This is a genomic window from uncultured Psychroserpens sp. (assembly GCF_947500255.1).
GTDB lineage: Bacteria > Bacteroidota > Bacteroidia > Flavobacteriales > Flavobacteriaceae > Psychroserpens.
In genome coordinates, this window is sequence record NZ_CANMRL010000005.1 from 229132 (window position 1) to 255330 (window position 26199).

Sequence of the window (26199 nt, forward strand, 5' to 3'; positions counted from 1 at the left end):
ATGCTAACAAAACGAATTATTCCTTGTTTAGATATCAAAAACGGTAGGACAGTTAAAGGTGTCAATTTTGTGGACTTGCGTGATGCTGGCGACCCTGTTGAGTTGGCAAAGCAATATGCAAACCTTGGAGCAGATGAATTGGTGTTTTTAGATATTTCGGCCACATTAGAAAGAAGGAAAACTATGCACGATATGGTATTGAAAGTTGCAGAGCAGGTTAATATTCCATTTACGGTAGGAGGCGGGATTTCTTCTATTGAAGATGTTGATGATTTACTGCACTGTGGAGCAGATAAGATCTCTATAAATTCGAGTGCTGTAAAACGTCCAGAATTAATTAACGAGTTATCTCGAAAGTTTGGTAGCCAATGTGTGGTAGTAGCAATTGATGCGAAGCAAATAGAAGATAAATGGATGGTGCATTTAGCTGGAGGCACTATTCCTACTGATCTCAATTTGTTTGATTGGGCTAAAGAGGTTGAACTGCGAGGTGCTGGAGAAATTTTATTTACATCAATGAATAACGATGGTACTAAAGCCGGTTTTGCAAATGATGCCTTAGCCAAGCTTTCTGAAATTGTAAATATTCCAATTATTGCATCTGGAGGTGCTGGGTCTACACAACATTTTATTGATGCTTTTGAAAATGGAAATGCCGATGCTGCTTTGGCTGCTAGTGTATTTCACTTTGGTGAAATAGATATTTTAGATTTAAAAAGAGAATTGAAGAATAACAATATTGAAGTGCGGCTATGAGTCGCTATGTTGAACTAATTTCAACATCTATAATAAACAACAATGAATATAGATTATAATAAAAACAACGGACTCGTACCTGCAATAATACAAGATGCTGCAACAAACAAAGTGTTGATGTTAGGATACATGAATGATGAAGCTTTAAAGAAAACATTAGAGACGAAACAGGTGACTTTTTTTAGTAGAACCAAACAACGTTTGTGGACTAAAGGAGAAGAGAGTGGAAATGTGCTTAGTCTGGTTGATGTCAAATTGGATTGTGATAATGATACGCTATTAATCAAGGTAAAACCTAAAGGTCCGACATGCCATAAAGGTTCAGATACGTGCTGGAATGAAGATAATACTCAAGACTTTGGATTTCTTTCAGAATTAGAAACGGTTATAGAAAGCAGAAAACATAATGCACAAGAGGATACGTCTTATGTAGCGTCTTTATTTTCTAAAGGGATTAATAAAATAGCACAGAAAGTGGGAGAGGAGGCCGTAGAAACGGTTATTGAAGCCAAAGACTCTAATGATGAGTTGTTTTTAAATGAAAGTGCAGATTTGTTATTTCATTACTTGATCCTTTTACAAGCTAAAGGTTTTAAATTGAATGATATTGTTAATATCCTTAAGAATAGAAAAAAATAAACTGCCGCTAAGCTATTAGCGACAGTTACTCTAATGTATAACAGAAAGTTTAATCGCGCATTAGAAACACTTAAATTGTTGTTACTATTAGCTGTTACTCTCTATAATTTCCAATGTTTGTTCTATCCAATCACGATCAAAATCTAATTTGATATCTGGAGTAATTCCATGACCTTCATAGTTAAAGAATCGATGAAAATTCATATCGGTAGGAACAACTCTAAAATGCCCAGATGGCATATCGTAACTTGTTCCATAATTGATCCCATAAGCAAGTGAACCATAAGTGGTTTGTCCTAAATGTATAGCCCCTTTTATCTTTTTAAGCTTTGTTGTAAATTGCTCTGCATTACTCCCAGTATAACAGTTGGTTAACACATATATTTTTGCTCTACTTTTTCTAAGTAATTTTATAAAAGGATCAGAGAGTTTTTTATTTCCACCACCATTACTTCTCAGATCAATTATGATATGTTTAGCCGTAAAGGAGTTTTTATGTTTTTTATAGAAATTTTTAAATGCTTTTCTGTTGTCAGTTGTGAAAGAACTAAACTCACCAAAGTACACGTATTGTACATCATCATTAATTTGCTTAAAATCCCAATTCGATTTGTTATTGATGCGTGTTTCAAAATTTAAAGTATTGCCAACCTTTTTATAACTCCATAACCTTTCATTTTCAAAAGTTAAATTTTTGACCATTAATAATTGTCGACTTCTATTGTGATAGGTAAACATGTCATACTTTCCAAACTGATTTTTTTTAGCAATGAATTGTATTTGACCAGGTTCCCATATCTTAATGGCACTAGATAATATGACTCCAACAATAGTATTTTCATCAGATTTGTAAATTCCAGATACTATTTGTGTCCCATAGTTATAGACTCCTTCAATACTATGTTTTGGTTTATTCTTAAGTTCGTTTTCCAAATTAGTAAGTTCTAATGTAGTTCTTGGGTGTTTTATAAAAGTATCAGAATTTAAAAATACTTGCTGTTTGTCTTCATCATAGTAGTTCTCTTCTGAAAGATAGGAATCGTTAGCTCTTACTTTTGCATGAAAATCGGTAACAACCATAAGTTGTTGGTTTAGCATTCTAAAACATTCTGAAACAGAAACTGGCGATATCATTTTACTAGACAATTCATTGTAGGTGTTTTGAAATTCCACAAGTTTTTGCCCTTTGATCTGCTTTTTATAGGATGGCATGTCTTTCATTTTTTCAACTAAGAAATCTAAATCCGATTTACAATCACAAGGTTGAGACTGTGCAAAGGTAGATGTGATAGAGAAAATAAGATAAAGGCTAAATGTGATTAAATTTTTCATTGTAAACTAATTGTATGTGATTAAACTTTCTGAAACAAATGTATTTTAGAAATCACATATTACTCAATAATAACGCGTATTTGGGGTGAAATGTATCTAGACTGTGGTGAATAATTGGGTTTTGATGTTCTCTAAATACGTTTTAGAAATTGGAACTTCAATTTGGTAGGATAATGCTAAAAAATGCTTACTTTTCTCTGTTTTCCAGTTTTGAAAATGGAAAGGGTTGATTATAAAACTTCGATGTGTTCTTAGTAGTTCTGGAAAGGATTTTTCAATAACTGATAACTTATTTCTAATGAGTGTTTTTTTGAGTTGGTTACCATTACTATAAAATATTTCAATGTAATTATCGGATGATTGGATACAAATCAAATCCTTCAATAGTAAACGCAAGCCTTCATAATTACCTTCTCCTTTTATTTCTATTTTCTGTTCCTCAAGTTTCTTGTTTTTATACTTTCCAAAAGCAAAACGTCCTATAATTACTATAGGCAAAATTGTCAATATAGCTGGTAGCATGATTGCTTTTAAATGATACCAGAACTCATAAGCATTGGGATGCCATTCAACAATAAAATACAAGTAAAACAAGCGCAAAGTGATAATGGCTATGCAAATAAAAACGGTTATTAAGAGTAACTCGTTTGATAGTTTCCAAGTCGCACCATTTTTTTTATATAACCATATCTGCATTGGTAATATAACAACATACAACAAGGCACCAATCAATCCGTAGAGGGGTAAATAAATAAGCTTTTCTGTATCTCCAAATTCATTTACGTCCAGCGGTTCTGTGAAATATAGGAAGACAAAAATCCAAATCGCTAAACCTAAAGCAATGATAAGATGATGTTTAATTGAAGGGTCAAATGGATATTTCGTATTCACTAGCACATTTTATGCTTAAAAATAAAACTTCAATAGATAATTACCAATAACATTAGCTGCAAAAATTTTGTAAAAACTCACAAATTAGCGTTCTTGCCTTTATGTTCAACAAACGCTTTTACTATTTAATAAAGATTCAATACTTAGGCTATCGTTTTCATGGTTGGCAAAAGCAACCTAAACTCAAAACGATCCATTTAATGATCGATAGAACACTTAATTTTATTCTCGACGGAAAGCAATTTAAAACCTTAGGCTCAGGACGTACAGATGCTATGGTATCTGCTAATGAAACAGCATTTGAACTCTTTATCTACGAGAAAATTGAAGATGAAGAGGCTTTTTTGGCATTATTCAACCATAACTTGCCTCAGGATTTAAGAGCCTTAGCAATAGAGGAAGTAGATGCCGACTTTAATATTATTCAGCATTCGAAAATAAAAGAATATGTGTACCTGTTTACTTATGGTCAAAAATGCCATCCGTTTTGTGCGCCAATAATGACTACCATTCTTCATGATTTAGATATTGAACTCATGAAAAAAGGTGCTCAATTGTTTCAAGGCACGCATAACTTTAAGCCGTATTGTTTTAGAGCGACAGATAATGGTTTGTATGAAAGAACAATAGATAGTTGCAGTCTCGTTGAAAATGATTTGTTTACAGCTAATTTTTTTCCGAAGAAAACCTATACACTTATTGTCAAGGGAAAAGGCTTTGGTCGAAATCAAATCCGTTTAATGATGGGAACACTTATTAAACTAGGTCGAGGTGAAGTAGATCTATCTTATATTGAAAATTCCTTGAAACCAGAAAGCACAGCTGTTATGGATTTTATTGCGCCAGCTTCTGGGTTGATATTGAATTCAGTAGAATTTGAATAAACTACTTAAGTTTTGGTTCGCGTCTAATTGCCCAACTTATAAAAACTAAAGCGCAAAATAATATGCATGTTTCTATAATGTGTGATGCAACAATTAATAACATCTCTGATTCAAATTGAGAATCTTCAGAGAAGACACTTCGGTGATAGGATGAATTTATAATCACCAGTTTTTCAAACATAGCACCCGAAAACAATGTTGCTATTGAAATTGGTATCATCAATAAACCAACGTAACGCATCTTTGACCGTACATTTTTTAACCAGAATAACTGTATCAATCCGCAAAATATAAATGGTCGTAGTAACATTAACCAATAGGCCCAAGCATAAGGACCTGTAGCTCTTTTACTAAAAAACTCAAAATCACTAGAATGATAATAAGATATCGTCGAGACCAGATACAAAATTAAATAAATAATGGCCAAAACTCTTGCAACTCTAATTGAGTGGTATATAAAATTATAAATCAGTTTAGTTTTAAAGAACAAATACGTAATTAATGCAAAAATGGTTGTTAATGCAAAACCAAAAAATAAGTTGTCTAGAAATTGGTTGAGTAGTCTTGAGATGACATGAAATTCGCTCATCTATAATTTACTTTTAGCATGTTCTAACCCTAATTCGATATAGTTCAATAATTCGGTTTCTGTTTTAATACCTTCGTTAGACACATAGACAAACTCTTTCATTGGTCTTTTTGTGAAATCCATTGGTCTAACTGTAGGTTTGGCTAATTCGATTTCCATTTTATCTGAAACAATGCGTACAGCTAATTCCTGTTTAATGATGCCTACTGTCATTTTTCCTTTATATAGAAATGAGAGCCCTCCAAACATTCTTTTTTCAGTAAATGTTTCGGGAAAAAACTTGAGTTGTTCTCTAATGCGATTGGCGAGTTGCTCGTTGAATGCCATATTTTATTTGCTTATGATGATATTGACAATAAATATAATTTGACTTATTACAGTTACCAAAATAATTATTGTTTCAATCAAATTTTTAATCGAGCCGAAGCCATCACACTTTGATCTGCATAATTACCTTCGAGGTATTTTAAATGACCAACAATAGCGATCATAGCTGCATTGTCTGTTGTATATTCAAACTTTGGTACATAGGTCGTCCAACCAAATTTATGCTCACCATCTTTTAATGCTTGACGTATTCCAGAGTTTGCTGAAACGCCTCCACCAATGGCAATATGTTTAATTCCAGTTTGTTTGGTCGCGAGTTTGAGCTTGTCAATTAGTATCCCAATTATTGTATACTGAATAGAGGCACAAACATCATTTAAATGCTCTTCGATAAAGTTGGGATTGGCTTTTACTTGTTTTTGAACAAAATAAAGTATAGCCGTTTTTAATCCAGAGAAACTAAAATTAAGTCCGTCAACTTTTGGCTTGGTGAATGCATAGGCTTTTGGATTACCCAATTTAGCACGACGGTCTATTTCGGGTCCTGCAGGATATCCTAATCCTAATATTTTTCCACTTTTATCAAAGGCCTCTCCAACAGCATCATCAATAGTTTCTCCAATAACTTCCATATCAAAATACGAATTCACTTTCACGATTTGGGTATGCCCTCCAGATATGGTCATTGCTAAAAACGGAAAAGGAGGTTTTTCAAAATCGGCCTCATCAATAAAATGAGCCAAAATATGTGCTTGCATATGATTGACATCAATAAGTGGAATATTCAAACCATAAGCCAACGATTTTGCAAATGAAGTTCCAACCAATAAAGAGCCCATTAATCCAGGACCTCTTGTAAAAGCAATGGCACTTAGCTGATCTTTGTTAATGCCTGCTTTTTTTAATGCTTGATCAACCACAGGAACGATATTTTGTTGGTGTGCTCTTGAGGCTAATTCTGGAACTACACCACCATAGGCTTCATGTATTTTTTGATTAGCTACAATGTTACTTAAAATCTTTCCGTTATGCATTACAGAAGCTGCTGTATCATCGCATGATGACTCTATAGCAAGAATATATATATTTTGTGATGTCATTAATATAAATTAGGCACAATAATTGTTAATTTTGAGGTCAAAGTTATAACTTTCATAGCGTATCAAGAAATTCCTGAAAATAGTATCAAAAATATTAGCAATTATTTTGCTATTATTCATCATTTTGGTGTTGGTGTTTTCTATACCTGCAGTTCAAACAAGTGTAGGGAAATATGTGACGAAACGAGTTAATGATGATTTCGGCACGAATATCAATATTGGTAAGGTCGGACTTCAATTTAATGGTGATGTAGAACTTAAAGAAATTTACATTGAAGATTACAAAAAAGATACACTAATTGCTATTGACGAGCTTAATACGTCCATCTTAAATTATCGTAATATTTCCAACGGCAAATTAAATTTTGGTGATATTGATATCATGAACCTGACCTTTAATGTTAAAACCTATGAAGGCGCCAATGATACTAATCTAGATATTTTTGTTGCAAAATTTGATGAAGATAACCCGAGGGAGGAGAAAAGTGAATTTTTGTTATCCTCTAGCGATGTGTCTATATATGATGGCACATTCAGACTCATTGATGAAAACAGAGATACGCATAAAGTTTTAGAGTTTAACGACCTTAATATCAACGCGACCAATTTTGTTATAGCAGGAAGTGATGTCAATGCTCGAATAAATACATTAAACTTTAAAGATAGTCGTGGTGCTTATGTCAAGAATATGTCTACCGATTTCGAGTACACACTAACACATATGACTTTTGATAATCTTAGTATCAAAACAGACAACTCTAGTCTTATTGGAAATGTGCGTTTCGATTACAATCGAGAAGATTTCAAAGAATTTGAAGACAAGGTTAAGGTAACGGCAAATTTTAGAAACTCAGAAGTGTTCTTAAATGACCTTAATACTTTCTATGATGAGTTTGGTAAGAACCAAAAAGCAAAATTGAGTGTTAACCTTACAGGAACTCTTAATGATTTAAATGCTGAAGATCTTCAGCTTAATGCGAGTGGAAGAAGTAAAATCTATGGTGACATAAATTTTAAAAACCTGTTTAGTAAAGCCGAAGGTGATTTTTCTATGAATGGACGTTTTGATAATTTGTCATCAAACTACTACGATTTAAGAGCGTTGCTTCCCAACATATTGGGAGAATCTATCCCTAGCGTATTTTCAAAACTTGGTAATTTTACCATTACCGGAACATCTTTTATTACAGATACTAGAATTGATGCAGATTTAAACATCAATACAGAACTAGGTTTGATTGTATCTGATATGGAGATGAATCGTGTTGATGATATTGATAATGCGAGTTATAAAGGAAATGTTGTTTTTGATGAATTTAATATAGGTGCTTTATTAAATGATCCAAAAGTAAAGACCACTTCATTTAATTTGGATGTAGATGGTCAAGGATTTACTCTTGATAATTTAAGCACACAAATCACTGGTAAAGTATTTCATATTGAATACAATGATTATGATTATAAAGATGTTGATGTTTCAGGTAAATTAGGAAATCAAATTTTTAACGGATTATTACAATCTAATGATCAAAATTTCAAATTTAAATTTAACGGATTAGCAGATCTTTCAAAAGAAGTAAAGACATTCGACTTTAATGCCAACGTTGAATATGCCAACTTAAAAGCACTTAATTTTATTACCAAGGACAGTACCTCTGTGTTTCGTGGAAATGTGACTACTTCGATGAAAGGTTCTACAATTGATGATGCCTACGGAACTCTAAATTTCAAGAATACAACCTATGTTAATCAAAATGACGAATACTATTTTAAAGATTTTAAAATTGAATCTAAGTTTGATAATCAAAAACGAATCTTAACTATAAATTCTCCAGACATTATTCAAGGAACAATGAGTGGTGATTTTAAATTTAAAGATATTGGTAAACTGGTAGAAAATTCGGTGGGTAGTATTTACACCAATTATATTCCGAATGAAATTGAAACAGATCAATACCTAGAGTTTGATTTCAAAGTTTATAACAAAATTGTTGAAGTGTTCTATAACGATGTGCAACTCGGACCAAACACTACAGTAAAAGGACGAATAGAAACTGATGAGAAACAGTTTAATTTAACATTTAAATCGCCACAAATAAAGCTATTCGATTATTTCGCTAATGACATTTCATTGCTTATTGATAATAGTAACCCATTGTTTAATACCTATGTTGAAATTGATACTTTAAGTACCAAGTATTATGATGTATCGAAGTTCAATTTGATTAACGTTACCCAACGTGATACATTATTTATTAAATCAGAATTTAAAGGTGGAAAACGAAATGCTGATGATTTTAATCTCAGTATGTTTTATACTATTGATGAGAATAATAAATCGGTTGTAGGGTTTAGAAAATCAGACGTTACCTTTAAAGGAAATACCTGGACAATAAATGAAGAAAAGAACAACCTTCATAAAATAGCGTTTACAAGAGATTTCAAAAATTTTGATATTGGCCAAATGGTAATGAATCATTTTGATGAACGAATTGAATTGTCTGGTGTACTCCAAGGCGGTAATTACAAAGATTTAAAATTAGATTTTACAGATGTAGATCTTACCAAGATCACACCTAGAGTGGATAGTTTAGAACTTGAAGGACGAGTTAATGGAAAGTTAGAGGTTCTCCAAAAAGAGGGTGTCTATTTACCTAATTCTACTGTTGTGATTAGTGATTTAAAAGCCAATGATTATGAGCTGGGTGAGTTAAATGCATTGATAAAAGGAAATCAATCCTTAACCAATTATGATGTAGATGTAACGCTTACAAATGACAATTTAAAATCGCTTGATGCCAAAGGAACCATTGATGTAGATTCTAATGATATTGATCTCAATGTTGTTTTTGAAGAATTTCTTTTAGATCCTTTAGATCCTTTTGGTGAAGGAGTAATTACCAATATAAGAGGTTTAGTTTCAGGAAATGCAAAAGTGTCTGGTAGTTTAAAAAAACCACAATTTGATGGCGATTTATTGTTAGATAATGCTGGATTGACTATTCCATATCTCAATGTGGATTATAGTTTCGATTTTGATTCTCAAGTCAAATTAGAATCGCAAAAGTTTATATTTCAAGATGTAGAGATTACCGATTCTGAGTTTTTCTCTAAGGCGACTTTAAATGGATTTATTGGACACCAGAATTTTTCAGATTGGCGATTAGGCTTAAAAATTGAAACCGATCGCTTATTGGTTCTTGATACCGAATATGATGAAGAAGAGTTGTATTATGGAACAGCATTTGTTAATGGTACTGCTGATATTGTTGGTCCAACAAATGAATTAAAAATTGAATTTAATGGTAGTACTGCTGAAGGGACAATCTTTAAAATCCCTTTAAATGACTATGAAACCTACGGAGAAAACTCTTATATACGCTTTATTAGTCCAGAAGAAAAAGAAGCCCGTGAAAAAGGTGAAGTAGCTACAGCTAAAGAAGTAAAAGGCTTAGAGTTAGAGTTTAACTTATTTGTTAATCCGTATGCTGATATTGAAATTGTAATTGATAGAAATCAAGGAAGTACCATTCAAGGAAAAGGAAACGGAAATTTACTATTTGATATCAATACCAATGGAAAGTTTCAGATGTTTGGAGACTTCCAAGTGGTTGAAGGGAATTATAATTTTGCTTATGGAGGATTGGTACAAAAGAAATTACAGGTTGTTCCAGGCGGAAGTATACGTTGGGAAGGTGACCCTCTAAAAGCGAATATAGACTTAACTGCTGTTTACCAAACCGAAGCGAATCCATCAGTACTACTTGATAACCCAATTAATCGAAGTATTGATGTTGAAGTAGAGATAAATCTTATCGGACAATTAGAACAGCCAGAATCTGATTTTACGTTTAATTTCCCAACAGTGAATTCTACCATTAAATCTGAGCTTGATTATCGTTTAGAAACTAAAGAAAGTCGTTTTACACAAGGAACATTCTTACTTGTTACTGGTTCGTTTCAAAGTGATATTGGTCTAGGTCAGCAAGCTTATGGGACGGTTGCCGATAGGGTGAATGGATTAATAAACAGCATATTGTCAACAGGAAATGATAAGGTGCAAGCATCTTTTGGGTATAAACCAGGTGAACAAACAGCCGATTATCAAACTGGTGATCGATTAGATCTTACCTTAAGTACTAAAATTAGTGATCGTGTTCTTATTAATGGTAAAGTTGGTGTGCCTATTGGAGGTGTTGAAGAAACCGTTATTGCAGGAGATGTTAGAATTGATGTGTTACTTAATGAAGATGGTACACTAAAAGCTTCATTTTTTAACAGAGAAAATAGCATTAGAAATTTTGGAGAAGAAATTGGCTATACTCAAGGAGCTGGTATTACTTATAATGTCGAATTTGATACGTTCAAAGAATTACTACAGATTATATTTTCTGGTAAGAATAAAAAGGATAAAGAAAAACCTGTAAAGAAAAAAGAAGAAAACCTTGAAAAATTAACTCCAGACTTTATCAATATCAAATCAAAAAATGACTCAAAAAGTAATTAATCTCTCTCATTTTTAACATTTTTTCTTTTTTTTATTAACGAAAACGTTTGAGTTTTTGTCACCTTGTTAAATAAACTCCAATTCCATTTTTATTGTAGTTTTTGTTTACTAGCTTTACTTTTTGAAATAGAAATTATATGTCAAAAAAGATAAAAAAAGTTGGTGTAATGACCTCTGGAGGAGACTCTCCAGGAATGAATGCTGCCATAAGATCTGTGGTGAGAACCTGTGCATTTCATAATATCGAATGTGTTGGTATTTACAGAGGCTATGAAGGTATGATCGAAGGTGACTTCAAATCTATGGATGCTCGAAGTGTAAAAGGGATCATAAATAAAGGTGGTACTGTTTTGAAATCGGCACGATCTCATGAGTTTAGAACTGCTGAAGGTAGAAAGCAAGCCTATGAAAAATTGACAGAAGCTAATATTGATGCGTTGGTCACAATTGGAGGAGATGGAACATTCACAGGCGCCATGATCTTTAACAAGGAGTTTAATTTTCCTGTTATAGGAATACCTGGAACCATTGATAATGATATCTACGGGACGTCACATACCTTGGGATATGATACAGCACTAAATACTGTAGTAGATGCTATAGATAAAATTAGAGATACTGCAAGTTCTCATAATCGATTGTTCTTTATAGAAGTTATGGGACGAGATGCAGGTCACATTGCATTAAACGTCGGTATAGGAGCAGGAGCAGAAGAAATTTTAATTCCAGAAGAAGATCTAGGTTTAGATCGATTACTAGAATCCTTAAGACGCAGTAAGCAATCTGGAAAATCATCAAGCATTGTTGTTGTAGCCGAAGGTGATAAAATTGGTAAAAATGTGTTTGAACTTAAAGATTATGTCGAAGAGCATATGATCGAGTATGATGTTCGTGTATCAGTATTAGGACACATGCAACGTGGCGGATCGCCTTCTTGTTTTGATCGTGTTTTGGCAAGTAGAATGGGCGTTAAGGCTGTAGAAGCTTTAATAGAAGGAAAAACCAATTTAATGGTTGGCCTTTTAAATGATAAAATAGCATTAACACCTCTAGATAAAGCCGTAAAAGGTAAATCTGAAATCAATATGGAATTGTTACGCGTCTCTGATATTATGACTGTATAATTTCGACTAAGAAATCAAATAATAACATAATAAAAATAAATAAAGAAGAAAATGTCAAATTTAAAATTAGGAATAAACGGTTTTGGTAGAATTGGAAGAATCGTGTTTAGAGCAACTGTAAAACGTGACGATGTAGATGTTGTTGCAATTAATGATTTGCTAGATGTAGAGCATTTAGCATATTTATTAAAGTATGATTCTGTACATGGGAATTTTGACGGAACTGTAGAAGTGAGAGATGGACATTTAGTTGTAGATGGTAAAACAGTAAGAGTAACTGCTGAAAGAGATCCTAAAAATTTAAAATGGGATGAAGTAGGAGCAGAAGTAATAGCAGAATGTACAGGTATTTTTACAACATTAGACACTGCAGATTATCATATCCAAGCAGGCGCTAAGAAAGTTGTGATTTCTGCACCAAGTAAAGATGCACCAATGTTTGTTATGGGTGTTAATGACGACGAGCTTACAGCAGATCATAACATTGTTTCAAATGCATCTTGTACAACAAATTGTTTGGCTCCAATGGCAAAAATAGTTGATGATAACTTCGGATTAGAAGAAGCGTTAATGACAACTATTCATGCTAGTACAGCTACACAATTAACTGTTGATGGTCCTTCTCGTAAGAATTACCGTTTGGGACGTTCAGCAATCGTTAATATTATCCCATCAACTACTGGAGCAGCCAAAGCTGTGGGTAAAGTTATCCCAAAACTAAATGGGAAATTAACGGGTATGGCATTTAGAGTGCCAACTGCCGACGTGTCTGTGGTAGATTTAACTGTTAGAACAAAAGAAGAAACTTCATTAGAAGCTATTAAAGAAGCATTCAAAAAAGCATCTGAAGGTTCTATGAAAGGTATCTTAGGTTATACCGAAGATGCTGTAGTTTCTCAAGATTTTGTTAGCGATACACGTACAAGTATTTTTGATGCTGACGCTTGTATCGAACTCAACTCAAGATTTTTTAAACTTGTTTCATGGTATGATAACGAGTTTGCTTATTCTAATAAGTTAGTTGATCTTGCTCAAAAAGTAAATACATTATAATATTCATTTAAATCCGCAGCTATTTATAAACTGCGGATTTATTTTTTATACCTAGCTCATGATTTTAATTACTGATAGTGGCTCTACAAAATGCGATTGGATCGCCGTTGATAAAAATGGGGAACAACTTCATGAAAAAATCCGTACCAAAGGACTTAATCCAGCAATTTTAAAAGAGAAAAAACTTAATAAGATTATAAAGAAGAGTGACGAACTCATGCAATTTAAAGATCAGGTCACTCACATCTTTTTTTATGGTGCAGGTTGCGGAACAACGAATCCAAAATTAATTCTTACAGGTATATTAGAATCTATTTTCACTAATGCTGTCGTTGATGTGCAAGAAGACACTATGGCTGCTGTAAGAGCAACACTTAATCATAACGATGAAGCTGCAGTTGTTTGTATTTTGGGGACGGGTTCTAATTGTAGTTATTTTGATGGTCATAAGTTGCATCAACGTGTAGTGTCATTGGGTTACACAATTATGGATGATGCGTCTGGTAATTACTTCGGAAAAGAGCTCATCAAAGATTATTACTATAATAATATGCCAGAAGATATTAAAGTGGCTTTTGAGCATAAATTTAATTTGGATGCAGATTATATAAAATATAATTTATATAAGCAGCCAAATCCAAATGCATATTTAGCTAGCTTTGCTGAGTTTATGTTTTTGAATAAAGATTCAGAATATATAAAAATACTTATCAAAAACGGGATTAGAGTATTTACAAATAATATGATATTTCAATATAAGGAAGAACTCAAAACAGTGCCTGTGCATTTTGCAGGTTCTATAGCGTTCTTTTCTGAAACAGAAATACGTGAAGTTGCTGATGAACTAGGATTTATAGTAGGAAATTTTGAAAGACGCCCTATTGAAGGTCTAGTCGCTTATCACATTAAAAATATGTGATGTATGAGTTAAAACAATATGAAAACAAAAAAGGCATTAGAATTTTCTAATGCCTTTTTAGGATAAAATAGGTTGGTTAGATTGTTATTTTATCCAAGTTTTTGATGTTGCCATTTTTGAGAACCATATCAAAAATAGACATACAATGACAATCATTATTGGCATTACTTTATCTGTACCTTCTACTTCCATTACATAATAGATTTGTTGTGCTGTAGCACATAAAAATGATATTATAAAGAGTACATAGGCCCATTTTTTTCTTAGTAATAAGCCTAAGCAGCCTAACACTCCTCCAAATACGGCAATAGCAAATATAGCCGTATACCAAGCTGGATGCTCATAAGCCATTTCAAATTGTAATTGTGGTTCTAACTCGGCTATCATTTCATCTGTCATAAAATGTCGTGATAAATAAGCTCCAACACCAAGAAGGTTCCAAATTAGAGCTAACACGCTTACGATCCAAAACCAAACAGGTGGTTTATTAGTTGAATTATCTGTCATAATTAAGTGATTTTAGTTAGTTAAACACAACAATTTATAAAAATTAATGCTATAACATGAAAAAACTCAACTCAATTTTATAATAATTATAAAACTAAGTTGAGTTTGTAACACTTAAATTTATGTGTACTTTAATCTTCTACAACATGAAGTACAGGTGTTTTATTAACCCATTTTCCATTTTTAGATTCACCTAAAATAAGGACATCTTTGGAATGCTCATATTCTTTTATAGTTCGCATCATCTGTTCCTTGGTGTCTCTGTGTAATTTAATTCCAGTACTTTTACCTTTATTTCGTATTTCTAAATAGAATCCATCTCTGAATTTTATTGGTCTTGTTGGAGGTCTTCCCATGTATATATATTTGTAGTAATAGTCTCGCATATTAGTAAAAAAAACACCAATATGCAAGCTATTTATTAATAATTCAAAGGTAATGATTTTAAATCCTGTAAACCAGTCATTTACATAGATATAACTTATTGCCTTATAGATGGTCATTATGCCTAAAAGATGTTATACTTTCAAATATTTGTTTTTTTAATAAATGGCATGGAACAAAATATTAAAGGTTTAATATTATACGCATGATTTATTCTTTTTTATGCTAACGTACTTTATACGAAAGCATTAGTTTTAGTATGTATTTTACTGTTTATTACAATCAATACTTTTTCGTATTTTTAAACTGAAAAAACAGATCAAATGGCAACTCCAAAATTCTCAAAAGAGATTCTAGACTTCTTTAAAAAATTAGAAAAAAATAATGATCGTGATTGGTTCAACGAGCATAAAAAAGAATTTAAAACCAATGAGGCAAAAGCAAAAGAGGCATATCAATTTATCTACGATACTTTAAATAAACATGACGTTGTTGATGAATTTAAATTATTCAGAATTTATAGAGATGTACGATTTTCAAAAAATAAGTTGCCATATAAAACGCACTTTGGTGGATCTTTCCACAGAAAAAAACCAGAACTACGAGGAGGATATTATGTTCATATTCAACCCAATAATGAATCCTTTATCGCGACTGGTTTTTGGGAACCCAATAAAGATGACTTATTAAGAATACGTCGAGAGTTTGAACAGGATGATGAAGAGATACGCAAAATTATAGGTCAGAAAAAATTTAAGTCAGTTTGGGGAGATTTTGTTGGAGATGAACTAAAAACTGCGCCAAGAGATTTTGATAAAGATCATCCAGCTATAGATCTTATTAGGAAAAAACAATACATTTTTACAAAAAAATATACGGATAAAGAGGTGACAAGTGATGACTTTATAGGTGATGTTAATTCTTCATTTAAAGTCATTAGACCATTTTTTGATTATATGAGCGATGTGCTAACAACCAATTTGAATGGAGAATCTATTATTTAAATAGCTTTTGCCAATGGTTGTGTAAATAATTGAATATTACTAACTAGGCGTTCTTTGACAATATTCATCATACGCTTATTTAATGCTGAAGAATTTTGAATATATAGCTCATATTCTTCGACGGTGAATTGTCCGATGATCATTCCCTTTACTGAATTTCTAAACTTCATGTCTTTATGAATAGCATTTTCTATATAAGCTAATTGTTTAGTCAAGGATAGATCATAAAATACATTTTTCCGTTTTTCTATATAGTTTCTAAACACGAGAATCAATAGGTGGTTTTGCATTTTTATTATAGGACGTAAGGTCGCATTTTGAAAGCACTCATCAGTGGTCATTGAATCATTAACTTGTGCTGAAGCTATTATAGGGCGTATAGATTTTAAGTTAGTAGATCGATCATTCATGGCTTTAATTTTTATTAAATATAGACATTAAGCATTCTAAATATTTAGACTGTTTTATATGTTGTCAACGGTGTTATTAACAAAAAGCGCAATGTTACAATTACACTACGCTTTTTGAAACCAATCTAATCAATCTATCAATTTTATTTATATCTGGCTCAAACCTCCATCAACCTCAAGTTCGATACCATTAATATATGATGCGGCATCTGAAGCTAAGAATAATGCAGTTTTGGCAACCTCTTCAGACGTTCCAAAACGACCTAAAGGGACTTGTTGAGCAAACCCTTTTCCCATCTCTTCAACAACATCTTCGGGCAATCCCATTTTCCCATAAATTGGTGTGTTAATTGGTCCTGGTGCTATAGAATTTACTCGAATTCCTCTTGATTTTACTTCTGAAGTAAGTACTCTGGCAAAAGATCTAAGTGCACCTTTACTTGCAGAGTAAACCCCTAATCCGTCAAATCCCTTTTGGTTTACTATAGAACTAGTAAACAAAATAGTTCCACCATCATTTATATGAGGAAGTGCTTCTTTAGTAGTTAATATTGGACCTTTTACATTGATGTTAAATATTTCATCGTAATGCGCTTCAGTGATATCTGTAGTTGGAGTAGGTGGTGCAACTCCAGCATTTAGAAAAAGAATGTCGATATTTCCGTATGTATTCTTGGCCTTTTGAATTAAATCTATATTATCTGATGGTTTAGCTACATCTGCAACCACAGTTATAAATTCACCATCCAAATCCTTAGCAACCTCTTCAAGAGCTTCTTTTCGTCTTCCTGCTAGAACAACTTTTGCTCCTTCTTTTAAATAAAGTTTTGCTGTTGCTAAACCTATTCCGCTATTTGCACCTGTAATCACGGCGACTTTATTTTGTAATGTATTCATAAAATGTAATTATTGTTATTTGAAACAATCGTTTCAAATTGGGTTAAAAAAAATTAAATTAATGTTTGAAGTATTGTTTTAATAATACCTTTTAAATGATCTTTATCTTGAACCAAAATACCAGTCATTCTAAATCCCTGAAGAGAACTAAAAAGATACAATGCATATTCGCTCGCTATTTTATTAGTATTAATGTCACCTTGATTTTGACCTCTAGAAACCAAATCTTCCAGAAAGTCTAAAGTGTTTTTTTGGTCTCGATTTAAAAACGATGTTATTTTGTCATCATGATTAGCCATTTCAGACTTACAATTAGTAATAAAACAGCCTTTGTCATTACTATCACTGATCATTTCTTCCAAATACATATTGAATAATAATTCAATGGCTTCAATAGCATTTTTTGCATCCAACAACACATTAGAATTTTTCTTTTGATACTTATACTGATAGGCTTTTAGACAATCTAAATATAAATGTAGTTTGCATCCAAAAGAATTGTAAATACTTGATCTATTTAGACCAGTTGCATCAACTAAATCTTGCATGGAGGTCGCGTTGTAACCTTTGTCATGAAACACTTCTGTGGCTTGCGCTACAACTAAATCTCTATTAAAGGTTTCTACTTTTGGCATATCTATTTGAAATGAACGTTTCAAAATTAAGTATTATTTTTTTATCTAACTGTTAAAGTTTTGTTATACTGAAATTTCTTAAAATTGGATAATGCATTATCTTTGATAAAAACAGTAACATGAAATTTGGAAGTGTGGAGAACCCTCAGGATTTAGACCTTAGTTTACCTCAAGATCATATCGATACAGCTGGAGTTTTGAGCAAGTTTAAAGATGATAATATTCCTGAGATCTATGTTGGATGTGCTAAATGGAATAGAGCCGATTTAAAAGGGTTTTATCCTAGAGGAACTAAAGATGAATTGGTTTATTATTCAAACCAGTTTAACTCTATAGAGCTCAATGCAACGTTCTACCGCATTTTTCCGCCTGAACAATTTTCAAAATGGTATGACAAAACACCTAAAGGATTTAAGTTTTTTCCTAAATTAAATCAAGAAATTAGTCATTGGAAACGTCTAAATGAAGTAAGTGCAGTTGTTGATAGTTACTTAGATAGTGCCATCAACCTCAAAGAAAAACTTGGAACTATTTTTTTACAAATGCATTCTAATTTTGCGCCGAAAGATTTCAATAGAGTAGTGCACTTTATTGAGAGCTGGCCCAAAGAAATAGATTTGGCCGTTGAGTTTAGACATACAAATTGGTATAATGATGAAGCTGTGGCAAATCAGTTGTATGATTTGTTAGAGAGCAATACTGTTTCTAATGTGATTGTAGATACTGCTGGAAGACGAGATTTAATGCATATGAGACTAACAAATGCAACGGCTTTTGTACGTTATGTTGGTGCAAATCATGCAAGCGATTATACGCGATTGGATGATTGGGTTATTCGTTTAAAGGAATGGAAAGCGCAAGGTATAAAGGAAATAGATTTCTTTATTCATCAAAACATTGAAAAAGAATCCCCATTATTATCTGCTTATTTTATTAAAAAGCTAAATGCAGAACTAGGTTACGATTTAAAAGTTCCAAATGAGGACAATGGCACCTTATTTTAGGCTCTAATAGTTTGGAATATTCAATCCTAATATAATATCCCTGTTAGCCGATTTAATCGCTCCATTACCTTTTAATGTTATAACTCCTGATCCGCCTCTAGGCTTCTTTCTGTTTAAAATGTTTGATGTAATATTTGGATCATCAGAAAAGTAAAAATCCTCAACGTAATAGGCATTAATGTCTTGTTCTTTCACTGTTATGTGTATATGTTGCGGCACAGTAGAGTTTGGGTATGAAGCTGGACGTGTTGTGTAAAACTCATAGCGCCCATTTTTATCTGTCTTTAGCCATGTTCTTAAATAGCCATGATCTTTTCCCCAGCCTTTTGATGACGCATTTGTTGGATAACGACCATTTTGATCGGTGTGATACACATATAAAATAACATCCTTAGCTGATGTTTTTGCATCTTTTTTATAAACGGTACCACTAACCTTAATCTTATTCGGCATGGTGTCAAAACCATAAATTGTATCAACAGATTTTAATGTTCTTTGTCCATATTCATTAACAGCTTCACAGCCTTGACATGGTCCTCCAACTTCAGTGTTTTGTGATTGAGCGCAAGCACTTACAAGTAATACTATGCAAACTACTAGTGTGATTAAATGTTTCATTTTGATTGATTTAGCCTTATAAAAATAATATTCCCACAATATTTGAAGGTTTGATTAAGAAAAGTTTAGAAAAAGATTAACAACAGATTATGTGTTTTGCCAATAAATGCCAATCTTTACATAAAAAAGTATGAGATTTCACACACGTAAATGGGTAAAACCTGAAGACTTAAACCCTAACCATACCTTATTTGGAGGACAGCTACTAGCATGGATCGACGAAGAAGCAGCCTTATATACGATCATTCAGTTGGAAAACTCAAAAATAGTCACAAAGTATATGTCTGAAATCAACTTTATGGCTTCTGCCAAGCAAGGTGATATTATAGAAATTGGTATAGAAGTTATTAAGTTTGGTCGCTCATCTTTAACTATGAAATGTGAGGTTCGGAATAAAATGACTAGAGAAACCATACTCACTGTAGACAATATCATTATGGTTAACCTAGGTGATGATGGAAAACCAGCACCTCATGGTAAAACTGAAGTGGAGTTTGTAAAAGATAGGTTAGAGGAGTAACTATGCTGTTATTCCTGTTGTCAATTCATAAACCTCTAATTCAAAATATGGGACAGCAGCTAGAGCATGATCGAAGATATCTGACATGATATACTCATAATTTTCCCAACGTTTGTCACTACTAAAACAGTAGATTTCTAAAGGCAATCCTTGTGGTGTTGGTGCTAATTGACGCGTCATAATTGTCATGTCTTTATTAATCGCTGAGTGATTTTCAATATAGGTTTGAATGTACTTTCTAAATACGCCTATGTTGGTAAAATTTCTACCGTTAATGAGTATAGACTTATCCACATTTTTTTCCTCATTAGATGCTCTTATAACAGTTTGTCCATGATTTAAATAATCACTGATCAACTCTATTTTTTTCAATTTTTCTATCGACTGGTCATCTAAATATTTAACGCTAGTTGCCTTTAAAATAATAGAACGTTTAATACGTCTGCCACCAGACTGACTCATACCTCTCCAATTTTTAAAAGAATCAGAGATTAATGCATAAGTTGGAATTGTAGTTATCGTTTTATCAAAATTTTGAACTTTCACTGTTGCCAAATTGATCTCGATAACGTCGCCATCTGCACCATATTTTTCAAAAGTAATCCAATCACCAATGCGAACCATATCATTTATCGATACCTGAATACTAGCAACAAAACCAAGAATAGTATCTCTAAATACTAAAATAATTACTGCTGAGGCAGCTCCTAAAGTCGTCACGAACTTCCAAAATGAAATACCACTAATAATGGCAAAAGATGAAAATATACCAATTACCCATGCAAAAATCATGAAAACTTGAATGTAGCTATCAATGGGTTTGTCTTTAAAACGATCTAATGTTTTGAGATAATCTTTAATAGTATTTAAAACACTTCTAGCAATCCATAGTGTAAGTATGATTCCAAATACTTTTGAACCTTTCTCTATAATGGTTTCTAGATAATCAAAATCTGAAAAAATGATAGGGATAAATTCAATAGCAATTAATAGAGGAATAATATGTGCAATATTTCTAGGAACCTTATTCTTTACAAGAATGTTATCAAAGTTAGTTTTAGATCTTGCAGCAAAAGCATTAAACGCATTTACAAGAACCTTTCTAATAATATAATCAATGATGAATAATACAATCAATAAAGAGATACTAAGCACAAGCATATTTACATACTTTGCAGATGTGTCATTTAATCCAATAGAGATTAAATAATCATAGATGAAGTGTCGAATATCCATCATAGCGCTTTATTTTTCAGATATTTTTTTTCAATATAAAATGTTCCAAAAGGAATGATAGAGGCCACCAATACAATTAACAATGTTCTTGTTTTCCATTTAAGGTCTTGGCCAACCATTATAGCCAAAACGATGTAAGCTAGAAATAGAATTCCGTGAGGCATGCCGAGTAATTTTACATACATTGGGTCATCACCTAAATACTTGATTGGCGTTGCTATAAATAATAATAAAATGTAAGACACTCCTTCTAAAAGGGCTATAATTCTGAAGCTATTTAATAAAGATAACATTGCATTTAAATTTGTTGCAAAATTACCTCATGTGATATGAATAGCCTCAATATTTAGCTGTTTTTTTCATATTATTTTACATTTGAAGTGAAGACAAAAAAAAGACTGTTGCTGGAAAACAACAGTCTTTTCATGGATCAATTAACCATAATTTTATAGGTCAAGTAATTATTCGTTTGAAGCCATCATTGCAAAAAACTTATCGATATTTGGTAAAATTACGATACGTGTTCTACGGTTTTTGGCTCTATTTTCTTTAGTCTCATTGTCTGTTAATGGCTGATAAAAGCTACGTCCTGCAGCAATTAATTGCTCTGGTGCCACGTCGTAATCATTCTGTAATTTTTTAACAACAGATGTCGCTCTAAGTACACTTAAATCCCAGTTGTCTTTTACAGCAGCACTGTTTTTCATTAACTTGTTATCAGTATGTCCTTCGACCATAACGTCTAAGCTTTCTTCAGAGTTAATGACATTGGCGATTTTTTGTAAGATATCATTGGCTTTGTTACTCACTTTATAGCTTCCAGAATTGAATAGCATTTTGTCCGAAATTGATATCATTACTACAGTCTCTTCAATATTAACAGCAATATCCTCGTCCTCTTCAATGTTATCCATCGATTGCTTAAGATTGAATTGTAAGGCAAGATTCATAGAATCTTTTAATGTCTTTGCTGTTGCCATGTAAGCAGGAGGCACATTTCTTAATGACTCGCGCATCGCTTCTTTTTGGTTTTTGGAAACAACTACACCGTCTACCGAAACTAATTTGGCGTCGTTATCTTGAGTGAGTTCATTTATTTTAGAATTATAGCTATCTACACGTCTTTGAATTTTTTCAAATTGCATCTCTAATTCTTCTTTTTCGACTTTAGTTTTAGTCAATTCGCTTTTTAATTCTCCGTTATCTTGCTCTAAAGCGAGGTATTTCTTCTTAGAAACACAAGCGGTTAAAAATAAAGCTGACAGTACTATTACTGAAATTCGTTTCATAATTGTTATGTTTAAGTTTTTGGTTATGTGTATATCTACGAAGTAAAACCGATTACGGACTTTTCTACCACAGATTATTTATTAACCATTAATTGTTAACTACTGAAATATGAGCCCTTAAAATTTTGTGAAATCCATTCACATCCTGACTTACTTTGATTAATTTTAAGGCATAATCACACGAAACTATCCAATTATGAAAAACGTATTGCTTTTTACATTGACATTACTCTTTTGTTTAATGCCAATGTCACACCAAGCACAGTCCAAAAGAAAAAAGAAAAAGAATCAAAAAACAGAAGTCGCTAAACCAGCTCCGAAGAAGAACAACGGAAAGATTAAGCCTTATGATCAGGTCATCACCAAAGATGCCGTAACTGATGACGGCTTATTCAAAGTTCATAAAGTAGGGGAGAAGTACTTCTTTGAAATACCAAATGTACACCTCGGAAAAGATATGCTTCTAGTAAGTAGAATCGCGAAGCTGCCAGCTAACTTAGGAGGTGGTTATATTAACGCAGGATCGAAAACTGGAGAACGTTTAGTCGCATGGGAACGTTTTGATAAAAAGATATTAATAAAAGAACGGTCGTATAATTCGGTAGCAGACGAAGAACTGCCTATCAGTATTTCTGTTAAGTCAAATAACTACGAGCCTACTTTATATGCGTTTGATATTGCAGCATTTAGTAAGGATTCATCAGCAGTTGTCGTCGATGTTACTAAGTTTTACAGTAGTGATGTTAAAGCCATTAGTGGTTTGCCTGGACGATTGCGTACTACCTATAAAGTCAGGAATCTAGATGGCTCACGTAGTTTCATTAATTCAATGAAGAGCTTTCCGCAGAATATAGAAGTCGTACAAGATATGACTTATAATGCGTCACAGCCACCTTCGGCACGCTCGGCAGAGACCATTAGCTTACAAATGAATCAATCTATGATTTTATTGCCTGAAGAGCCAATGCAACCTCGTTTTGCCGATGATCGTGTAGGTTGGTTTACATTTAGTCAGGTCGATTATGGGAGTGAGAAATTAAAAGCAGACACCAAAACTTACATTCGCAGATGGCGATTAGAACCAAAAGACCCTTCAGCATACGCCAGAGGAGAACTTGTTGAGCCAGTGAAGCCAATTGTATATTACTTAGATCCAGCGACGCCTGAGAGTCTTAGAAAATATATCAAGGAAGGTATTGAATTATGGCAAGGTCCATTTGAGCAGGCAGGTTTTAAAAATGCCATAATTGCAAAATATCCACCAACAAAAGAGGAAGATCCAGATTTCAGTCCGGAAGATATACGCTACTCTGTTGTACGTTATGTGGCTAGTGAAACACGAAATGCAGTTGGACCAAGTGTGTCTGATCCAAGAAGTGGTGAGATCATAGAAAGTGATATCATTTGGTATCACAACCATTTACGCTCGTACAGAAACCGTTATTTATTAGAGACAGGAGCTGCAAATCCTTCGGCGAGAACCTTAGATACACCTGCGGAGGAAATAGGTGAGATGATGAAAATGGTGATTGCTCATGAGGTAGGTCATGCACTTGGATTACCACATAATATGAGTGCTAGTAAAGCTTATGATGTTGAGAGTTATAGAAATGGAGCTTTCACACAAGAGTTTGGTATTGCTTCAACAATTATGGACTATGCTCGTTATAATTATATCGCACAACCTGGAGATCAAAATGTTCGATTTATTCGTCAAATTGGTCCTTATGACAACTACGCTATAAATTGGGGTTATCGTATGATTCCTGGTGCAAGTTCTCCAGAAGCCGAACGCAATATGTTGGATAAATGGATCATGGAAAAAGCTGGTGATCCTAGATATGTATACGGAAGACAAAGTAGCCGATTTGACCCTACATCTCAAACAGAAGATATTGGAAACGATGCCATCAAGGCTTCGGACTATGCCTTAAAGAATTTGAAGTATGTTTCTGAAAACTTGCCACAATGGACGAGTAGTCAAACCAATAATTATGATGACTTACAAGAGTTATATGGTGAATTATTGGGTTGCTATAATCGTTATATCGGACATGTATTAAGCAACGTAGGTGGTGTAGAGGAGAACCTTATTACACCAAGACAAGGCGGTATTGCTTACAAAGCCGTTCCGAAGGCAAAACAACAAGAGTCGATGCAATGGTTGCACAAAAATGCCTTTGCTACACCTACATGGTTGGTAGATAAAACCATGTTACAAAATATTGATTATGCTGGATATACAGAGCGTTTACGTCGTTTACAAAGCAGGTATGTAAATGGTTTATTGAGTTTTGATCGATTGGGTCGTCTTATTGATCATGAAACACTTGATCCAACAAATTATAGTGCCTTATCGATGATGCAAGATCTAAGAAAAGGCATTTGGAGTGAAGCTAACGTGACAAAAAATGTAAATGTATATCGTCGTAACTTGCAACGTGCTTATGTAGATCGTATGGCGTATTTAATGACTGAAGATATGGATCCTCGATTTAGTTCAAAGTCTTTTAATGTATCGCAATCTGATATTCGAGCTTTAGTACGTGGTGAATTAAATACCTTAAAGCGTCAGGTTGCAGCAGCAGGAAATAGAGGCGTGAATTTAGTAACCAAGTACCATTATAGAGATATTGTAAAACGTATCGAAGATATTTTAGATCCTAAGTAGAGTAGGCGTCTTAACTCTTAATAAAGCACCTTTTTTGAATCACTTCAGAAAGGTGCTTTTTTATTGTCGGAACATTCAACTATATTTATGGAGCAAAGTTTTTAAAGACATCTCATGAGTATTTTTAACACTAAACGTATGGCAGCATTATCTAAAAAAGGCATTTTTAAATATCTCACTTATGGTATTGGTGAGATTATCTTAGTCGTTATTGGCATTTTGATTGCCGTAAATATTAATAATAAAAACCAAGAGCGTAACGCCCAGAAGAAACTTCAAAGCTATCTGCAAGTCTATCAACAAGATTTGGAACAGGATACTTTAGTCGTTGGTCAAGTCTTAAAATATGTTGATGATAGAAAAGAATTCTTTAAACTATTTCTCAGTGATACCGTAACGGCTCAAACCTATCAAAAGAATTTAGAAGGTTTCGGACTCGTATTATCGTATTCGCCATTTAAACTTCAGAAGAAAGGGATTAACCTGTTGGAAAACTATGTCAATGATAATGAAACAGAACAGGATACGCTTATTTCTAGAATATTGACCAACTATAGAGCTTTTGATAATTTATTAGTTGAAACTAATGAAAGGATAGGAGATGACATCGACAATAACTTACTGTATTTCAAGGAGAATGAGCCTTGGATTGCAGATTTACTAATGGGTAAAATATCCAATCCAGATATGCTCACTTATTTCTTGAGTGATAATTATAGAGCGCGATTAGCGATACATTCTACATTAATCTACGGAAATTTAGAACCTATGTTAAAAGGACTTCAGAAGTACAATAAGGAAACTTTGGAAATGCTCAATAAACGATTGGAAGAATAAAAGCCCATTGAAGTGTAACAACATTCTGGTTTTAGGCTCTTATAATTATATCAATCAAATCAACAT

The 26199-nt window shown here is 33.0% G+C and carries 26 protein-coding genes; 12 read left to right on the top strand and 14 right to left on the bottom strand.

Annotation, left to right across the window (positions count from 1 at the left end; genetic code table 11):
• Complete coding sequence (gene hisF, locus Q0783_RS14675; protein WP_298896355.1) at nt 1-756, top strand: imidazole glycerol phosphate synthase subunit HisF; 756 nt, start codon at nt 1-3, stop codon at nt 754-756.
• A 42-nt stretch (nt 757-798) separates the two neighbouring features.
• Complete coding sequence (hisIE, locus tag Q0783_RS14680) at nt 799-1395, top strand: bifunctional phosphoribosyl-AMP cyclohydrolase/phosphoribosyl-ATP diphosphatase HisIE (protein ID WP_298896358.1); 597 nt, start codon at nt 799-801, stop codon at nt 1393-1395.
• A gap of 87 nt (nt 1396-1482) precedes the next feature.
• Here the strand turns inward: hisIE and Q0783_RS14685 are convergent, their stop codons facing one another.
• Together Q0783_RS14685 and Q0783_RS14690 are read right to left on the bottom strand one after the other, a co-directional pair.
• Nucleotides 1483-2727, bottom strand: a complete 1245-nt coding sequence (locus Q0783_RS14685) for a S41 family peptidase (protein ID WP_298896360.1) — start codon at nt 2725-2727, stop codon at nt 1483-1485.
• A 96-nt stretch (nt 2728-2823) separates the two neighbouring features.
• Nucleotides 2824-3618 (bottom strand): LytTR family DNA-binding domain-containing protein, encoded by a 795-nt coding sequence (locus Q0783_RS14690; protein WP_298896362.1) that lies wholly within the window; start codon nt 3616-3618, stop codon nt 2824-2826.
• A gap of 101 nt (nt 3619-3719) precedes the next feature.
• On the opposite strand from Q0783_RS14690, the gene Q0783_RS14695 reads away from it, so the two are divergent.
• A complete protein-coding gene (locus Q0783_RS14695; protein WP_298896365.1) occupies nt 3720-4502 on the top strand; it encodes a tRNA pseudouridine synthase A in 783 nt (260 codons plus the stop codon).
• 1 nt (nt 4503) lies between these two features.
• Here Q0783_RS14695 and Q0783_RS14700 read toward each other — a convergent pair whose 3' ends face one another.
• The 3 genes from Q0783_RS14700 to tsaD form a co-directional block, all read right to left on the bottom strand.
• Nucleotides 4504-5091 carry a hypothetical protein gene (locus tag Q0783_RS14700; RefSeq protein WP_298896367.1) on the bottom strand — a complete coding sequence of 196 codons (588 nt, stop codon included), beginning with the start codon at nt 5089-5091 and terminating at the stop codon, nt 4504-4506.
• Complete coding sequence (locus tag Q0783_RS14705) at nt 5092-5418, bottom strand: TfoX/Sxy family protein (protein ID WP_298896368.1); 327 nt, start codon at nt 5416-5418, stop codon at nt 5092-5094. It abuts the gene before it with no gap.
• A gap of 77 nt (nt 5419-5495) precedes the next feature.
• A complete protein-coding gene (tsaD, locus tag Q0783_RS14710; protein WP_298896370.1) occupies nt 5496-6518 on the bottom strand; it encodes a tRNA (adenosine(37)-N6)-threonylcarbamoyltransferase complex transferase subunit TsaD in 1023 nt (340 codons plus the stop codon).
• A 106-nt stretch (nt 6519-6624) separates the two neighbouring features.
• Here tsaD and Q0783_RS14715 point away from each other — a divergent pair, with 106 nt between their 5' ends.
• From Q0783_RS14715 to Q0783_RS14730, 4 genes are all read left to right on the top strand, one after another.
• Nucleotides 6625-11025, top strand: a complete 4401-nt coding sequence (locus tag Q0783_RS14715) for a translocation/assembly module TamB (RefSeq protein WP_298896372.1) — start codon at nt 6625-6627, stop codon at nt 11023-11025.
• Nucleotides 11026-11162: 137 nt separating this feature from the next.
• Nucleotides 11163-12149, top strand: coding sequence for a 6-phosphofructokinase (gene pfkA / locus Q0783_RS14720; RefSeq protein WP_298896374.1), 987 nt, complete (start codon nt 11163-11165; stop codon nt 12147-12149).
• A gap of 51 nt (nt 12150-12200) precedes the next feature.
• Entirely contained in the window at nt 12201-13202 is a 1002-nt protein-coding gene (gene gap, locus Q0783_RS14725) for a type I glyceraldehyde-3-phosphate dehydrogenase (protein ID WP_298757814.1), read from the top strand.
• Nucleotides 13203-13260: 58 nt separating this feature from the next.
• Nucleotides 13261-14121, top strand: a complete 861-nt coding sequence (locus Q0783_RS14730; protein ID WP_298896376.1) for an N-acetylglucosamine kinase — start codon at nt 13261-13263, stop codon at nt 14119-14121.
• Nucleotides 14122-14205: 84 nt separating this feature from the next.
• Here the strand turns inward: Q0783_RS14730 and Q0783_RS14735 are convergent, their stop codons facing one another.
• Together Q0783_RS14735 and Q0783_RS18385 are read right to left on the bottom strand one after the other, a co-directional pair.
• Nucleotides 14206-14628, bottom strand: coding sequence for a hypothetical protein (locus Q0783_RS14735; protein ID WP_298896378.1), 423 nt, complete (start codon nt 14626-14628; stop codon nt 14206-14208).
• A 131-nt stretch (nt 14629-14759) separates the two neighbouring features.
• Nucleotides 14760-15131, bottom strand: coding sequence for a hypothetical protein (locus tag Q0783_RS18385; RefSeq protein WP_366915446.1), 372 nt, complete (start codon nt 15129-15131; stop codon nt 14760-14762).
• Nucleotides 15132-15335: 204 nt separating this feature from the next.
• Between Q0783_RS18385 and Q0783_RS14745 the strand changes: the two genes are divergently transcribed.
• Entirely contained in the window at nt 15336-16016 is a 681-nt protein-coding gene (locus Q0783_RS14745) for a DUF2461 domain-containing protein (protein ID WP_298896380.1), read from the top strand.
• Here the strand turns inward: Q0783_RS14745 and Q0783_RS14750 are convergent.
• The 3 genes from Q0783_RS14750 to Q0783_RS14760 all read right to left on the bottom strand — a co-directional run bounded on the left by Q0783_RS14750 (nt 16013) and on the right by Q0783_RS14760 (nt 17982).
• Nucleotides 16013-16426, bottom strand: coding sequence for a glyoxalase (locus Q0783_RS14750; RefSeq protein ID WP_298757826.1), 414 nt, complete (start codon nt 16424-16426; stop codon nt 16013-16015). The genes Q0783_RS14745 and Q0783_RS14750 overlap by 4 nt on opposite strands.
• A 147-nt stretch (nt 16427-16573) precedes the next feature.
• Nucleotides 16574-17323: a glucose 1-dehydrogenase gene (locus tag Q0783_RS14755; RefSeq protein WP_298896382.1), complete on the bottom strand. Its 750-nt coding sequence runs from the start codon at nt 17321-17323 to the stop codon at nt 16574-16576.
• 53 nt (nt 17324-17376) lie between these two features.
• A complete protein-coding gene (locus Q0783_RS14760) occupies nt 17377-17982 on the bottom strand; it encodes a TetR/AcrR family transcriptional regulator (protein WP_298896384.1) in 606 nt (201 codons plus the stop codon).
• Between the two features lie 95 nt (nt 17983-18077).
• On the opposite strand from Q0783_RS14760, the gene Q0783_RS14765 reads away from it, so the two are divergent.
• The gene (locus tag Q0783_RS14765; protein ID WP_298896386.1) at nt 18078-18962 is read left to right on the top strand and encodes a DUF72 domain-containing protein; all 885 of its coding nucleotides are present in this window, start codon (nt 18078-18080) and stop codon (nt 18960-18962) included.
• A 3-nt stretch (nt 18963-18965) separates the two neighbouring features.
• On the opposite strand, the gene Q0783_RS14770 is transcribed toward Q0783_RS14765, so the two are convergent.
• On the bottom strand, nt 18966-19580 hold the full coding sequence (locus Q0783_RS14770) for an intradiol ring-cleavage dioxygenase (protein ID WP_298896388.1): 615 nt from the start codon (nt 19578-19580) through the stop codon (nt 18966-18968).
• A 130-nt stretch (nt 19581-19710) separates the two neighbouring features.
• Here Q0783_RS14770 and Q0783_RS14775 point away from each other — a divergent pair, with 130 nt between their 5' ends.
• Nucleotides 19711-20100 (top strand): hotdog domain-containing protein, encoded by a 390-nt coding sequence (locus tag Q0783_RS14775; protein WP_298896390.1) that lies wholly within the window; start codon nt 19711-19713, stop codon nt 20098-20100.
• On the opposite strand, the gene Q0783_RS14780 is transcribed toward Q0783_RS14775, so the two are convergent.
• The 3 genes from Q0783_RS14780 to Q0783_RS14790 form a co-directional block, all read right to left on the bottom strand.
• On the bottom strand, nt 20101-21339 hold the full coding sequence (locus Q0783_RS14780; protein ID WP_298896392.1) for a mechanosensitive ion channel domain-containing protein: 1239 nt from the start codon (nt 21337-21339) through the stop codon (nt 20101-20103).
• Nucleotides 21336-21629, bottom strand: a complete 294-nt coding sequence (locus Q0783_RS14785) for a DUF3817 domain-containing protein (protein ID WP_298896394.1) — start codon at nt 21627-21629, stop codon at nt 21336-21338. The genes Q0783_RS14780 and Q0783_RS14785 overlap by 4 nt, the downstream gene beginning before the upstream one ends.
• Before the next feature lie 168 nt (nt 21630-21797).
• Nucleotides 21798-22625, bottom strand: coding sequence for an OmpA family protein (locus Q0783_RS14790; RefSeq protein WP_298896396.1), 828 nt, complete (start codon nt 22623-22625; stop codon nt 21798-21800).
• 196 nt (nt 22626-22821) lie between these two features.
• On the opposite strand from Q0783_RS14790, the gene Q0783_RS14795 reads away from it, so the two are divergent.
• Together Q0783_RS14795 and Q0783_RS14800 are read left to right on the top strand one after the other, a co-directional pair.
• Nucleotides 22822-25296, top strand: a complete 2475-nt coding sequence (locus Q0783_RS14795; RefSeq protein ID WP_298896398.1) for a zinc-dependent metalloprotease — start codon at nt 22822-22824, stop codon at nt 25294-25296.
• A gap of 114 nt (nt 25297-25410) precedes the next feature.
• Nucleotides 25411-26133, top strand: a complete 723-nt coding sequence (locus tag Q0783_RS14800; protein ID WP_298896400.1) for a DUF6090 family protein — start codon at nt 25411-25413, stop codon at nt 26131-26133.
• Nucleotides 26134-26199 lie beyond the last annotated feature (66 nt).